Source organism: Trueperaceae bacterium (assembly GCA_002707365.1).
GTDB lineage: Bacteria > Deinococcota > Deinococci > Deinococcales > Trueperaceae > UBA6957.
Genome location: PAMQ01000004.1, coordinates 190,567 through 205,002, shown reverse-complemented (window position 1 = coordinate 205,002; position 14,436 = coordinate 190,567). Strand labels below are relative to the sequence as shown.

Below are 14,436 nucleotides of genomic sequence, written 5' to 3'. Positions count from 1 at the left end.
CTCGAATGCAAGAAGTAAAAAGCGGCTCTAGTTTCGGAGCAGGGAACGACACCGCCCTTCACTTTGGCCTAGACAACAACACCAACCCCACTGTCGCAATAATTTGGCCAGACGGCACACAAGAAACCTTCACGAACATAGCCACGAACCGCACATGGAACATCATCTTCAAACACACATGCTGGCTATACAACTGCGTTGACACACCATAAACACTGCGGATAAAAAGGTCCACCGTGTGAATCACGGATTCTAGGATAATTTGGTTTTACTCACAATCAACGGGTGAAGTTCTTTTAGTACCTGCTGGTCTTTCTGTTTGCGCTTGGGCCGTTAGGATCCAGGTAAATCCTTTTGTTTATGGAACTCCCGCAGGAAAAGCGGTAGAGTCTTCCATGGAGGAAACAACCTGTGGCTACTAACATATCGATTGAATTGGACCGAACTCTAGGTGATATTGATCCGAACATTTTTGGTGGCTTTGCTGAGCACCTTGGTCGCCATATTTACGGCGGTATTTTCGAACCTGAATCCCCTCTTGCGGATGCTGATGGTCTCCGGAGTGACGTGCAAGATGCCATCAGGAGATTACGCATGCCGGCAATACGGTACCCAGGTGGCAACTTCGTATCCGGATACCGCTGGCGTGATGCTGTTGGACCTGTAGAAGAACGTAAAGCTCGGATGGAGCTTGCTTGGCATGACATTGAACCAAACACCTTCGGTACTAATGAATTCATACGTTTTTGCCAGAAGGTTGGTAGCGAACCGTACCTCGCTGTTAATTGTGGGGACGGCGACATGCGTGAAGCACGTGATTGGGTTGAGTACTGTAACGGCACCAAAGATACCGAACTAGTGAAACTAAGAAAATCCCATGGTTACGACGAACCGCACGGCGTTAAGTACTGGGGTATCGGCAACGAAGTTGACGGACCCTGGCAAATTGGAATGAAAACACCTGAGGAGTACGCCCGGGCGTACACCGAATTTGCCAAAGTCATGAAATGGACTGACCCGAGCATTAAACTATTCGCGTCCGGAATAAGCTTTTGGCAACCCGATTGGACTGAACGCCTGCAACTCCTTGTGGAGCAAGCAGGAAGTCTTATTGATTACATGGCAATCCACTGGTACGTCGGTAATGACGAGGAACGTGGTTACGGCCAAGGTTTTGAGGACTACATGAGTCTCTCCGAATTGATTAACGAGAAGCTCACTGCCACTGAAGGCATGCTTCATGCTCTTCGTAGCGCCAACAAGATCGAAAATCCAATTCCCATTGCGGTAGACGAATGGAACGTCTGGTACCGCGCGATGAACGAACAGAAGCTCGAGGAGGCCTATAACTTAGAGGATGCTTTAGTAGTCGCGATGCACTTCAATGCCTTTATTCGCCACGCTAGTTCCGTGAAAATGGCGAACATTGCGCAGATCGTGAACGTCATCGCGCCAATCTTAACTAGTCCCGAAGGACTAGTACTACAAACTACATTCTTCCCCTTCGAGGTTTACCGCAACACCTGCGGAACGACTGCTCTTGATGTGCATTGGGCTGGCGATACCTTCTCGACAAAAAAATTCCCTGCCTTACGAACTCTTGATGTATCAGCAACTCTCGATGAGGCGAACAAGAAACTAACTGTGTACGCCGTTAACCGGTCCGAGTCGAAAGCAAGTGACGTGACAATCACTCTTCATGATGGTCATTTCGCTGGTCCAGGCTCCACCCAAATAGTGAATGGCCCTGACGTCAAAGCAGAAAACACCTTTGCGACACCAGATAACGTAATTACCCGCAAGGAATCCATCACTGCTGAAGGCAGCACCTTTGACACTACTTTGGAGCCGCACTCAGTTACAGCATTAGTCTTCGACGTGGCTTAATTCCGCTCAACAAAAAGTCATTACGACAGGATGAATGATTCAAACGAATAATTAGGTGGACGTGGCCCTAGCAGCACGCTTGGATTCGGTCTCTCGTTGCCAATCCTCGAGTGACCAACGGGGCCCGTCACCTCGCACAACCATCGCAGCATGTAGACTCACATTTCGCATCTTCTCGAACATGAATTCAACTCCGGCTTGTTCGGTACTAGAGGTAGCTTGAGTACCGAGCGTCCGAACGTAACGAATATCGACGCTCCAGCGCACACCATCTGTGTGGTTAACCTTGCTGCCGTGAAACGTCATGTTGTGAAATAACAAAATGTCGCCAGCCTTCATCGGGATTGGAATGGGAGTACCCCGAGCTTCAACATCCACAAATGACCGCATGTTGCTGTTTTCATCCCTAGCACTATCGTAAAGCTCCCATTTATGACTTCCAGGAATCACAAACAAGCAACCATTCTTTTCATTAACGTCCACTAACGGTATCCATACGGTCACGGTGTGCGCGTGTTGTGAAGCCTTACCGTAATACTGACTATCTTGATGCAGTGGGAATGCTGTCGATTCGCTCCGCGGCATCTTTGGACGCACAAGGTAATCAACAAAGGTAATGTCTGGCCCAACATGGGCCTCAACAGCATCGATAATAGCTGGATGGTTAATTAGTGGGTACAGGGAAGGATTAAAAGCCGTGGTGGGCCAAGACCGCTTAGTGAGGGGCGCTTCCTGGTGAAGAGCCACAAGACGTTTTCCAAAAGGCAGATTTAAATACAGGTCAGTAGCCTTGCCTTGATTTACAAGCTCACGAGCATGAAGAGTAATCTGTTCATTAATGTCGTTCCGTAACGGTTGAAGGTCTGCTTGAGAAATAGCGCCCTCAATTAGTTGGTAACCATCTCTTTCGTAAATGCTCTCCATTAGTCATTCTGGCACATCAAAACAAATAATCCCAGTCATAATTAATTACGAAACTACGGTCTCACAGTCGCGAGATCGGTACTAGGACAGAGTCTAATTTCGTACAACGAGCCCAAATTATGCGACGATCTACCCTAGAGTGTTTGTAGAAACTAATCTCATTTGTTTTGAAGACCAATATATTGATCTATCGCTCCTTGAGGTGAAGTCAAGTGTCGCAAGAGTTTGACGTGGCTATAGTCGGATTCGGACCTGTCGGGGCTACCTTAGCCAATCTACTGGGTCTTCACGGTTGCCGGACAGTTGTCTTAGAGCAAGACACGGAGATTTTCCCTGTCCCTCGCGCAGTTCACGCTGACGATGAAGCTCTCCGAACATTCCAAAGCCTGGGACTCCTCGAATCAATGCGGCCAGCGCTGGGGACGTACACCAAGAGGGAGTACCTTAATGCTAAGGGCGAGATTTTCTTCGAGGCGTCAGTACGAAAAACTACAGCCATTGGGCACCGAGAAGACATTTATTTCCACCAGCCCACGTTGGAGGCTGTCCTTCGTGGGGGTTTAACTCGCTTTGAACACGTAGATACTCGGCTCGGGATGGAAGTAGAGAAGATAGAACAGGACAACGTCGGAGTAACTCTTACGGCCCGACAGGCAGAAACCGGCAAGATAGAAACGATACGATCAAAGTATGTCGTGGGTTGCGATGGGGCTCGTAGCTTAGTCCGGCAACAACTCAACATCAGACTTCGCGACCTAGGTTTCGACCAACCTTGGCTCGTGCTGGACGTCCGCCTGAACCCCGACGTAACGCCAAAGGAAGCAAACTTACCAAACTGTCACCAGCAATATTGTGATCCGCGCCAACCCGTTACTTATGTACCAACCGCAGTCAAAGGACATTACCGTTGGGAGTTCATGCAAATTGACAAACCGGCGCCTAATTCAGTTCCGCCAAAAGAACAGGTACGGAATCTCCTCTCCTCGGTTGTTGACCCTAGCAATGTTGAGATACAGCGAGTAGCGATTTACACTTTCCACGCACTAATTGCGAAACAGTGGCGCGTCGAACGTGCTCTCCTCGCGGGTGACGCCGCCCACCAAATGCCACCCTTTGCTGGACAGGGTATGTGCAGTGGCTTACGGGACGTACATAATCTCAGCTGGAAACTAGCTTTAGTAGTGAAAGGCGCATCTTCCGACGAACTCCTCAATAGTTACGCGGTAGAGCGTATCCCACACGTGACGCGCATGACCCGAGGAACTATATTCCTGGGAAACCTCATCCAAACACGTAGCTTCCTCGGCGCCTATCTCCGAGACATCTTGTTTAAAACTATCCTGCGTATTCCTAGGTTATTCACAACATTAGCTAGTTTCACTCTCCGCTCCCCTAACCTAAAAAAGGGGGTTCTCGGTGGCGAAATCAGTCGGGCAAAGGGAAAACAATTCATTCAGCCGACAGTTCTACTCGACACTGACGAAGCCGTACCACTGGACTCAGTATTAGGTGATGGCTTTTCAGTACTAACCATAGCCGAACACGATGACGTCCTAACTAAACTTGCAGATACCTTAATAACTACCACGTTGCCTATCACATTTGTGCAGGTAGCCAATGGAAAAGTCACGTCCAACCTGCAGTCAGGAAGTTTCAAGAGAATCCTCGATGTGGAAGGAAAACTAGTGGCGTGGTTCAGAAAATACCGAGCACAATTCGTTATTATCAGGCCTGACCGGTACGTTCTTGGCGCTTACACCGCCACCGGATTAAATCAAGGAATGAAAGAATTATTCTCGCTACTATGTTTACATTCAAACACCGGCGTTCCTTGAGGGAGTTAAAATGACACCTGAAATTCGAATCCGAAAACTATCGCACGTAGGTCTATTAGCTCAAAACCCAGAAGCCCAAGCAGCGTTCTACCGTGATTTCGTCGGCCTAACCGAAACCGCACGCGACGAAACAGGTCGCATATACCTTCGATGCAACAACGACCATCATCAAATTGTCCTTGTACCAGCCGAGGAAAACGGGATGGATCACTACGCCCTAGAAGTCAAGGAACTAGCTGACCTCGAAGCGGCGCAAGAGCAATTACTAAGAGCAGGCATAGAGTGCCAAACTAACTTTTCAACCGAACTTGGGCATGAGGAGTCTATTCGCTTCCGCGACCCACTTGGATTTAATGTGGAACTCATCACTGGCTTGTCCCAACTCACTCCACCTTCTGGCGTACGAACGGTTCGACCTAGAAAGTTCCAACACATCACTCTCAGAACCCCAAAGTTTGGTGCTGGTCTCGAGTTCTACACCAAAGTACTTGGGCTTCGTATCTCAGATTGCGTTGGGGAGGACTTCGTATGGATGCGATGCACCCCCGACCATCACGGCCTAGCTGTATCACGTCACCAAAAACAAAGCCTCCACCACATAGCTTTTGAAGTAAGGGACATGGCGGAGTTAGTTCAACAAGCTGAGTACTTAGCACAGCATGACCGTGTCCTTCTTTACGGCCCTGGACGACACGGACCGGGCAATAACCTTTTTATTTATTTCCACGATACCGAGGGGAACATAGTTGAGTTTTCAGCCGACATGCAACAAATATGGGATGACGCCAAATACGTCCCAAAGGTGTGGGATCCCAACGAACGTTGGTCTAACCGCTGGGGAACTCCTGCCTCACCTGAATTCCGGAAGTAAAAACAATAAGCAACCCTAAAACTTTTAATTTTTTGTATCATTAGTTAAACAAGACGTTGCCCTTAGTTAGTTTGCAAACCATTCAGGAGGTACGGGTAGTGGCACAAACAGATGCTATTCCAGATATGGAGAGAGAACTAAAATTCTTTCCCATTGAAACAAAAGATCCAAAAAAACTCACCAAAGAGCAAATCAAAAAATACAACGAAGTAGGGTACGTCTTCCCATTAGACGTTTACTCGCCTGACGAGATCGAAACTAACCGCTCGTACTTCGACAAACTCCTAGTTATGGCACACGAACACGGACTTGGCGATTGGGACGTAAACGCCTGGCACACAACCTGCCAGGGACTCTATGACCTCATCACGGACGACCGCATCTTAGATTACGTAGAGGACATAATCGGCCCTAACATCGTTTGCACCATGAGTCACTACTTCTCGAAAGCACCGGGAGACAAAAAATCAGTGTACTGGCACCAAGACGCACAATTCTGGCCACTCACACCCAGTAAAGTAGTGACTGTCTGGATAGCAATCGATGATGTGGACGTCGAAAATGGCGCCATGAAACTCTTCCCCACCACGCATCATCTTGGCATCGTCCCATTCGAATGGGTCACCGACGAAGAAGACGGCGTGCTTAACCAACACGTTCATAACCCCGAAGAGAAATACGGGGAACCAATTTCAGTTGAGCTTAAAGCTGGCCAAATCTCTCTCCACACAGACATGCTTCTTCACGGATCCATGCCTAACCCATCCAACCGTCGTCGCTGTGGCCTTACCCTCCGGTATCACCCTGTCGAAGTGCGGGGTAACGAAGATCTACGTACTAAGCACGCTATCCTAGCTCGTGGTCACGATCCAGAAGGCTACTGGGTGCATCACCCCAGACCAACTGAAGAAAAAATACCCTCATGGTTTTCCGAAGAAGCTGCCGACGGAGCTGCCGAGGAACCGCTAGGGCCACGTCCTCCTGATTAAAGTTAGCGAGGTTAAATATGGCAGGATCCAGTAAAGATCTTGTGGGTAACGCCGCAACCGTTGACGTTGCTGCGGGAGGCAAGTACCCGGAGGATCTTTATCGTTACACTGACACTGCAAAATCCGAAATTCATGGTCTTGATAAGGTCGCCGAAAACGATATCCGGTTTTTCCATCAGGAAGGCTACCTCGTAGTTCATGACGCTTTCACACGCGAAGAAATAGCAGATGGCCTAGCGGGGATAACTGACCTTATTAATGGGAACAACCCTGAATTCAAAGGCTTGCAGTACGAGAATTCAATGCAAAAACAACCAGATGAACTAAGTCTTTTGGAACGGCATTCCTACGCACGTAAACTTTTCTTTTTCGCTGATTACGACCCCAGAACGAAAGCCATGACTGAACACCCTAAACTGCTTAGTGCCTTACGAAAGCTAATCGACGCTGAGGAATTGACAATGTTTCAAGACATGGCGCTTCTCAAACCCCCGCTAACCGGTAGAGAGAAACCTTGGCACCAAGATTTAGCGTACTTTAAGGTTCCTCTCTCTACCGTGGTTGTGGGAGTCTGGATTGCGCTCGACGAAGCTACCGTCCGTAACGGCTGCATGGTGGTAATTCCAGGATCACATAATCAGGGACCCGTAACCCATTTCAAGCGACGAGACTGGCAGATTTGCGATACCGATATTAATAACAATGGTGCTGTAGCTGTCCCTTTGAAACCAGGAGGCTGCCTTTTCTTCCATGGCCTTATGCACCACGGCACACCAGCTAACCGCTCTAACCTGCGGCGTCGTGCCCTGCAATTTCACTACAAGGCATCAAACTCACCTTCCATAAGCGAAGAGGAACGCCTTGCCACTTTTGGTAATGAGGGTAAAGACGTCAGCTGCTAAACCGCTAACAATAATACGAACATATGGAAATACTAGAGATGTCAATAGGCTTGTGCCAGGAAAAGACCTATAAATGTTATTGGCGTTAATCGTCGGCCCCAAGATTTTCGGACCAAGAAGACTGTGATGTTATTCTGAATATGGGGTTGCAGAAGTTAAGTGAGCAGGTAGAAGTTTCCGGAGACTCAAGAGTAACAGGTCGCACCTGAAACCCGGTTAAAGAGTAACACCACCATCAACCACAAGCTCAAGGCCAGTAATGTAGCGTGCCTCGTCACTAGCGAGAAACAATGCAGCATGCGCTACGTCCCAAGCATCACCCATGTGACCTAAAGGAACCTGTGCTTCTCGCTGTTTCCACATAGCCTCAACATCGCCCTTTCCAAAAGCGACTGCTAAACTTTCAGAGCGCTCCACCATAGGAGTTTTCATAAGGCCAGGCAACACAGCATTAACGCGCACCGATTTAGAAGCGAACTCCACAGCAGTAGATTTGGTCAGTTGAAGGATTGCTGCTTTACTGGCGTAATAGCTTGAGTAAGGCACTCCTGTCCAACGGATTGCCGCGATCGAAGAAATGTTTACAATCGATCCGCCACCACCATTAATCATTACGGGAATAACGTGCTTCATACTTAGGTAAAAAGACTTTAGATTGACCGACATAACTCGGTCCCAATCCTCTTCAGGAAAATCAATTACTCCACCTGACTCGACAACACCCAGATTATTATCTAGAACATCAATACCGCCATAAACATCAACCGCGGTTTCGACCATATGTTTAATGTCTTCCTGATCAGTAGCGTCAACTCGAAGCGTGACCGCTTCCCCTCCTTCTGCACAAATCAAACTAGTGGTAACTGCAGCTGCTTCTTCATCAATATCAGCACATACAACACGAGCTCCTTCTCTCGCAAACAGAACAGCCGTAGCTTTTCCGTTACCCCAACCTGGTCCACTCGAACCTGCCCCAACCACCACTGCCACCTTGCCCGCAAGACGCCCAACCAATCAAATCACCCCCAACACCTAAATCGATCGCATTCCACCATTGGAACTTTTATCTTCAAAACCCTTCCCTAAGCTTCCCTCCAAATTGTTATTGACCATCTAACTTTTGCCGTAACATGCAAAGCATATTTAGCGCTGGAACAACTCACCATTTAGCTACATCACCACGTTAGTCGCAATCTAAACTTCATGCCTAAATCTTAACCAGGTATTAATTTATATGTAAGGAGATTACCGAATGTTCTTTTCACCGGTTTCATGCGAGCCATCCCATGAAAAGACTATCTATAAAAATGGTTATGAACTACTTAAAACCAACACACGGTCATATTGATCTTTTGTTAGAGGCGAAATACTAAGACGAGAGTTCTTTACGAGTTTTGTTTCTTGAAGAACTTCATCCGCCCGGAATTCTGATATCGATACCGGCCGCTCTAACTCCCTAATTGCTTCAACGTCTACAGTCCACCACCTAGGGTCATCAACTGAGGACTTCGGATCTTCGTACTTGTGTCCAGAAGAAAATTGGGCAGGATCTGGATAAGGTGCGGACTTCACCTCTGCCAATCCTATAGCTGCAGGAATCTTAGTGCTCGAATGGTAAACAACCACAATGTCACCAAGTTCAATCTCTTTAATGAAATTCTTAGCTTGATGATTTCGAACATGCTTCTGCCACATGACCGGGCAGTCGCGTTCAGCTGCTAGGTCAGAATAAGAGTAATGATCCGGCTCGTTCTTAAATAACCAGTAGCGCATACCTAATACTATCAGTTTCAGGCCCAGAATTAATCAAATCTCTCATCCATTAACGACCTATTTGTTTGTCATGTCAACAAACCACAAGTGAAGATTCTCACGTCGTTATTGTGTTTCAGACGCAAGAATCCCTTCACCTGACCATCGTTTATTTGACTACAGGGGGAATAATGGGAGAGAACCTCGCTTTAAGACTACAAACCGACAATAACGTAGACCAAGCACGTTTAACTCACTCGCCACAACTACCACAACACGATGTTGCCGAAAAAAGCAGTGTGACTCGAAATTATTGGTACCTCGCTGCAGAAACACCACCAGTAGAGATTCTGGACAGCCTGAAGTTAAGGTAATCCATCAGTTTTAGGCTTGGGTTAGTCTGCTGCTATTGGTTGATTAATAACTCTGCTAGCAACATAACCAGAATTAATTGATGCTTTTCACCCGGACTCTACCCTAGTCTCTTAAGTCGATTGTCTCAAATCAAACTACCACTGAATTTTGTATAAACAGGACAGCGGAAATTTTCGTAACCTGTGCAGCAAACACGCTCAACGTTTCTTGAGACTCGTGACTCCTAGAACCGCATATTAATCTTTAAAACTTCCTGCTCTGCTCAAGAAAATCTGACAAGAAAACAAAAGTACCCCCAACAAGAATTACGAAGAGGAACAACATTCCAGCAGCTAAAACGGAACTCATCACATCACCTCAATTCGTCTAGAGGTCTAAGAAAACTACTGCCAAAGACATCGAGGAAGTATTTCGCTTCAACTGATTGCAGTTCCTCAAGTTCTTGAGAAATGGCATTGAAGGCCGATTGAAACTCGCAATTTCCATTAGCTATTTCCTGTGCGCACTTAATGTAAGCACAAAGCTTATCAGCAATTTTTACTAGTTTAGCTTCCGAATCATTAGCTCCCAAAAGCGGTTGGTACTCACCCACGAGTTCACTGGGTAGCATGCTTAACAGTTCGGAATTAGCGTAAGTCTCAAGTTCAGCAAATGCGAGTCTAGTTGAATCACTAAATTGCTTAACCGGTGTTGCTACATCCCCAGTAATAACTTCGCTTGCATCATGAAACATTGCTATAACAGCCACCCGCTCTGGATCAGCTTCTTTTCCGAAAATCTGCTTCCGTATTGTTGCAAGAGCGTGAGCCACGAAAGCTACAAGCAGACTATGCTCTAAGACGTTTTCTGATTCACTAACGTGCATTAACCCCCACCGCCGAATAAATCTAAGGCGAGCTAGAAACGCAAAGAACGGCGCTTCCACAGCTGGAGACACCTTTTCAGCAAACATACTTAAATATTAAGGTATTATTGCTTTTATGTCAATCGAGACCACACTAGAGACTAAATTAAAACTACATACAAAACTCTTAAACCACTGAACTCCTAACGCCCTAGCCATTTTCTAAGGCGTAAGAGTGGCTAATGCACACTTCAATTGCAAATAACTGTATCGTTCCTCAAGCACCTCGAACAAAGGTCGTAGCTTTCCGCGTAAATCCTGGGGCAAAGCCTCACGAGCTCGCAATATTTCCTCAATCTGGTGATTTATAAGCCCACATGCCTCTCGAGCAGTCAAATCATTTCTATACACAAGTTCAGAAATGTGACCTTCTACCGTGCGGACCTTTATGTTTCTCTCCTCGGCAATCTGTTCAAGTGAATAGCCTGCGAGCCTTAATTCTAGGGTCTTGCTAGCCGTATCAGTACTGACCAATTTGCTCTCGGAAGAAGCAGATTCTTCTTCTGGAGGCGGAAGCTTAAACTCTGCAGTTTTATTGAGATACTCTAATATCTTTGCTAAAAAAGTGGGGCCGTACCGTTTTAGCTTTGCCTCGCCTATGCCGGTAACGTGACTGAGTTTTAGCAGGCTATTCGACCGATCGGTAGCCATTTGACGAAGTGTGACATCATGAAAAATCACATACGGTGGTACTTGCTGTTCACGAGCGAGCTCACTTCTTAAGCTGCGGAGTGCTTCGTACAACCCTTGCTCGACCTCGCCCTGAAGTTCATTACGGACCGGGGTTGCTTTCTTAACTTGCCTTTTAGCTGGGGTAATAACTGGATCTCGACGCAACTGCACCTTAACTTCACCACGTAGTACTGCGGCACTGGATTCTGTCAGCTTCAGAGAACCAATCCCCTCAGCATCAGTAGTGAGATAACCAGCAGCAACTAGCTGTCGAGTCACGGATCTCCACTGTCGACCATCTAGTTCCTTGCCAACTCCGAAGGTCGTTAACTGGTCGTGACCGAAACGAACCATACGAGGAGTGGGTTTACCCATAACAACATCAATCACGTGTCCAGCCCCGAAACGCTGCCCTGTACGATAAACAGCTGAAAGTACCTTTTGAACAGCAACAGTGCCATCCCAAGTCTCAACTGGCGAAAGACAAGTATCACAATTCCCACAAGGCTTCTCAAGGTCCTCACCAAAGTACGATAGTAAAATCTGCCGTCTGCAGCGAGGAGATTCACAATAACCAAGGAGTGCATTAAGCTTCTGCTGAGTAACTCGTTTATACGCTTCTTCTGCCTCTGAACTCTCTAACATCCGGCGCATGGTCACAACGTCACCAAGTCCATAAGTCATGAAGGCATTAGCAGGCAACCCATCGCGACCTGCACGACCCGTTTCTTGGTAATAACTCTCAAGGCTCCGCGGAGCGTCAAGATGAGCAACAAATCTAACGTCCGGCTTATCAATTCCCATACCGAAAGCGATGGTTGCAACCACAATTAGGCCCTCCTCTTGCAAAAAGCGCTCTTGGTTACACCTGCGCGTCTCGCCGTTAAGACCAGCGTGGTAAGGCACCGCTTTGACATCATGTCGCTGCAGCCAAATCACTGTCTCATCCACACTGCGACGTGAGAGGCAATAAACAATTCCGGACTGGCCTTGGTGCTCATTCTGATAGAAGCGAAGCAGCTGCTGGCGGGCATTCTGCTTATCTAAAACACGATAGTGAATGTTTGGCCGGTCGAAACTTGCGATAAACCGCTCGGCAGTATCAAGATTCAACTTCTCGATTATTTCGCGCCGTGTAACATCATCAGCGGTAGCTGTGAGTGCAACTCGAGGAACCCCAGGAAACCGATCCCCAAGGACACCAAGCCCCAGGTACTCACGTCGAAAATCATGACCCCATTGGGAAACACAATGCGCTTCATCAATTGCGAACAACGATACGCTCGCCTTTTCTAGTAATCCCAAAAAACGATCGGTTAGAAGGCGCTCTGGAGCAACATAGAGCAGATCTAGTTCACCATCAATGAGATTTCGTTCCACGTGCTTAGCCTCAGACAAAGCCAGTGTCGAATTTAAATAAGAAGCTCGAACACCTACCTGTCGAAGAGCATCTACCTGATCTTTCATTAGAGCGATTAAGGGAGAAATCACGACTCCAACACCCGGCCTCAACATTGCCGGAATCTGGTAACACAGGGATTTTCCACCACCAGTAGGCATCAGTACCAACGCATCGCCACCGGCACTTACATGACCTACTATTTCTTGTTGTATATCTCGAAAAGAATCGAAACCAAAAACTTCTTTAAGAATTTGCGAAGCACGCACTAGGTCGGGAATCGACCTCACAGTTACTCAACCCACTCTCCTGATCGCATCAAAGGCTCTCGGGAACCATTCTTTGAAATGCCGCACAAATCCATCTCAGGTGACCCAATCATAAAATCCACGTGCTGCAGGCTACTATTAAGCCCTGCCCTTGTTGCCTCCTCATCAGTCATGGAACGGCCGCCTTCAATTGTAGTCCGATAACTGCTACCCAAGGCTAAGTGGCTAGCCGCATTCTCATCGAACAAAGTGTTGTAGAACAAAAGGCCTGAGCGATGTATTGGACTTGAGCAGGGCACTAATGCTACCTCCCCAAGTCGGCGAGCACCATCATCAGTATCAATGATTTTGTTTAACGCCTCATCACCGCGACTCGCCTTAGCGTTAATAATTTTTCCACCCTTAAAAGTCAGCTCGATGTCTTCAATAAGCTGACCGTTATAAGCCAAAGGCCGACTCGCTCTTAGAATTCCATTCACTCTTTCACGATGAGGTGAAGTAAAGACCTCCTCAGTAGGAAGGTTAGGTACAGACCGCACACCATCCGAGGCGAATACCGCTCCACCACACCAGAGATGACCCTCCGGCAGACCAACCGTAAGGTCGGTACCAGGACCACGAAAATGGAGTTCTCTGAAACTAGCTTCCGTTAGGTACTTCCGGCGTTCAGCTAAAACATCTATATGTCTTTCGAAAGCTTCAATATGCCCAGGCTGATCTACTCTAACCATCTTGAATATTTCATCCCAAAGGCGCTCTTCAGCCGTGTCGGTGTCCCCAGGAAAAACTCTGGCAGCCCAAGCGGGTACCGCAGACGACACAACACACCAACGAAAAGCATGAGCCATGGTCAGCCTAGTAAAAGGCATGAGATGCTCCCGCCCTACCTTGAGTACACGAGCAATACGAGCTGGGTCTACATCCGCAAATAGGGCCGGATCCTCAGCTACAACTGAAATTAAGGCATCTCCACGCTCGGCACCCTCCATAGCAGAGTCAGCCCGCCAGTCCGAGTAAGCATCAAGATTATCTTCATCAGAATGCAAGTACCTTGCAAGAAGAACATGATCATCTCGCCACGTGACATCAACAAAACTAGCTCCTACCTTGTATGCTTGCTCCGCAATCCTACGCGTTAAAGAGGCTGCTTCTACCGGCGAACGTATAACCAAACGCTGACCCGGCTGAAGATTAACGCCCACTCGTACCGCAAGCTCCCCATACCGACCTAACCGCTGATCAAAATCAGAACCCATGAGAAGTTATAGTACCCTGGCATTAGACTGCAAAGGCCACCGACCGTTACCGCCAAGGTTTGAACAGTAGAACTAATGCCCCCAGTAGCACATATTTATTTGAACGACCAACGATTTAGTATGTTTAACTTACAAACTCAGTAGGTGGAATTCGTATACTGGGAACGCGTAGGTGAAACCTGCCTACTAAAAACGAATATCCTTCGGGGCAGGGTGAAATTCCCGACCGGCGGTAAATCTCGAAAAGATGAATAAATTAACCTCGAGATCAAGTCCGCGAAGTCGCAGTTTAAGCGCGACCCGAGCCGGCGCAAATCCGGCACCGACGGTTAAAGTCCGGATGACAGAAGGAGGTGAGCCTTGGCGGTACAAATGTCCCGCCAGGCGTGGTGTGATAGCCA

The 14,436-nt window shown here is 47.6% G+C and carries 13 protein-coding genes and 1 riboswitch; of the genes, 7 read left to right on the top strand and 6 right to left on the bottom strand.

Translation table 11 applies throughout. From position 1 onward, the window contains the following. The first annotated feature begins 5 nt into the window (after nt 1-5). Nucleotides 6-212 carry a hypothetical protein gene (locus CMO31_02010; protein MAZ52775.1) on the top strand — a complete coding sequence of 69 codons (207 nt, stop codon included), beginning with the start codon at nt 6-8 and terminating at the stop codon, nt 210-212. Between the two features lie 199 nt (nt 213-411). Continuing rightward, nucleotides 412-1,887: an alpha-N-arabinofuranosidase gene (locus tag CMO31_02005; GenBank protein MAZ52774.1), complete on the top strand. Its 1,476-nt coding sequence runs from the start codon at nt 412-414 to the stop codon at nt 1,885-1,887. Nucleotides 1,888-1,938: 51 nt separating this feature from the next. On the opposite strand, the gene CMO31_02000 is transcribed toward CMO31_02005, so the two are convergent. Beyond that, entirely contained in the window at nt 1,939-2,811 is an 873-nt protein-coding gene (locus CMO31_02000; GenBank protein ID MAZ52773.1) for a hypothetical protein, read from the bottom strand. A gap of 212 nt (nt 2,812-3,023) precedes the next feature. Between CMO31_02000 and CMO31_01995 the strand changes: the two genes are divergently transcribed. The 4 genes from CMO31_01995 (at nt 3,024) to CMO31_01980 (ending at nt 7,408) form a co-directional block, all read left to right on the top strand. Continuing rightward, complete coding sequence (locus CMO31_01995; GenBank protein ID MAZ52772.1) at nt 3,024-4,646, top strand: hypothetical protein; 1,623 nt, start codon at nt 3,024-3,026, stop codon at nt 4,644-4,646. 10 nt (nt 4,647-4,656) lie between these two features. Further along, nucleotides 4,657-5,517 carry a hypothetical protein gene (locus CMO31_01990; GenBank protein ID MAZ52771.1) on the top strand — a complete coding sequence of 287 codons (861 nt, stop codon included), beginning with the start codon at nt 4,657-4,659 and terminating at the stop codon, nt 5,515-5,517. A gap of 98 nt (nt 5,518-5,615) precedes the next feature. Further along, nucleotides 5,616-6,506, top strand: coding sequence for a phytanoyl-CoA dioxygenase family protein (locus tag CMO31_01985; protein MAZ52770.1), 891 nt, complete (start codon nt 5,616-5,618; stop codon nt 6,504-6,506). A 17-nt stretch (nt 6,507-6,523) separates the two neighbouring features. After that, the gene (locus CMO31_01980; protein ID MAZ52769.1) at nt 6,524-7,408 is read left to right on the top strand and encodes a hypothetical protein; all 885 of its coding nucleotides are present in this window, start codon (nt 6,524-6,526) and stop codon (nt 7,406-7,408) included. A gap of 216 nt (nt 7,409-7,624) precedes the next feature. On the opposite strand, the gene CMO31_01975 is transcribed toward CMO31_01980, so the two are convergent. Together CMO31_01975 and CMO31_01970 are read right to left on the bottom strand one after the other, a co-directional pair. Further along, nucleotides 7,625-8,422 carry a 3-oxoacyl-ACP reductase gene (locus tag CMO31_01975; protein MAZ52768.1) on the bottom strand — a complete coding sequence of 266 codons (798 nt, stop codon included), beginning with the start codon at nt 8,420-8,422 and terminating at the stop codon, nt 7,625-7,627. 297 nt (nt 8,423-8,719) lie between these two features. Beyond that, nucleotides 8,720-9,181, bottom strand: a complete 462-nt coding sequence (locus tag CMO31_01970) for an EVE domain-containing protein (GenBank protein MAZ52767.1) — start codon at nt 9,179-9,181, stop codon at nt 8,720-8,722. A 170-nt stretch (nt 9,182-9,351) separates the two neighbouring features. On the opposite strand from CMO31_01970, the gene CMO31_01965 reads away from it, so the two are divergent. After that, nucleotides 9,352-9,534: a hypothetical protein gene (locus tag CMO31_01965; protein ID MAZ52766.1), complete on the top strand. Its 183-nt coding sequence runs from the start codon at nt 9,352-9,354 to the stop codon at nt 9,532-9,534. A gap of 353 nt (nt 9,535-9,887) precedes the next feature. On the opposite strand, the gene CMO31_01960 is transcribed toward CMO31_01965, so the two are convergent. The 3 genes from CMO31_01960 to CMO31_01950 all read right to left on the bottom strand — a co-directional run bounded on the left by CMO31_01960 (nt 9,888) and on the right by CMO31_01950 (nt 14,035). Further along, the gene (locus CMO31_01960; GenBank protein ID MAZ52765.1) at nt 9,888-10,487 is read right to left on the bottom strand and encodes a 5'-deoxynucleotidase; all 600 of its coding nucleotides are present in this window, start codon (nt 10,485-10,487) and stop codon (nt 9,888-9,890) included. A 114-nt stretch (nt 10,488-10,601) separates the two neighbouring features. Beyond that, a complete protein-coding gene (gene recQ / locus CMO31_01955) occupies nt 10,602-12,791 on the bottom strand; it encodes a DNA helicase RecQ (protein ID MAZ52764.1) in 2,190 nt (729 codons plus the stop codon). An 11-nt stretch (nt 12,792-12,802) separates the two neighbouring features. Continuing rightward, complete coding sequence (locus CMO31_01950) at nt 12,803-14,035, bottom strand: aminopeptidase (GenBank protein ID MAZ52763.1); 1,233 nt, start codon at nt 14,033-14,035, stop codon at nt 12,803-12,805. A 195-nt stretch (nt 14,036-14,230) separates the two neighbouring features. Then, nucleotides 14,231-14,391, top strand: a riboswitch (FMN riboswitch). Nucleotides 14,392-14,436 lie beyond the last annotated feature (45 nt).

Bases quoted from the DNA above. Each gene is read 5' to 3' on its own strand.
- CMO31_02000 (MAZ52773.1), bottom strand. From the start codon at position 2,811: ATGGAGAGCATTTACGAAAGAGATGGTTACCAACTAATTGAGGGCGCT.
- CMO31_01970 (MAZ52767.1), bottom strand. From the start codon at position 9,181: ATGCGCTACTGGTTATTTAAGAACGAGCCGGATCATTACTCTTATTCT.
- CMO31_02010 (MAZ52775.1), top strand. From the start codon at position 6: ATGCAAGAAGTAAAAAGCGGCTCTAGTTTCGGAGCAGGGAACGACACC.
- CMO31_01960 (MAZ52765.1), bottom strand. From the start codon at position 10,487: ATGTTTGCTGAAAAGGTGTCTCCAGCTGTGGAAGCGCCGTTCTTTGCG.
- CMO31_01990 (MAZ52771.1), top strand. From the start codon at position 4,657: ATGACACCTGAAATTCGAATCCGAAAACTATCGCACGTAGGTCTATTA.
- CMO31_01980 (MAZ52769.1), top strand. From the start codon at position 6,524: ATGGCAGGATCCAGTAAAGATCTTGTGGGTAACGCCGCAACCGTTGAC.
- CMO31_01965 (MAZ52766.1), top strand. From the start codon at position 9,352: ATGGGAGAGAACCTCGCTTTAAGACTACAAACCGACAATAACGTAGAC.
- CMO31_01950 (MAZ52763.1), bottom strand. From the start codon at position 14,035: ATGGGTTCTGATTTTGATCAGCGGTTAGGTCGGTATGGGGAGCTTGCG.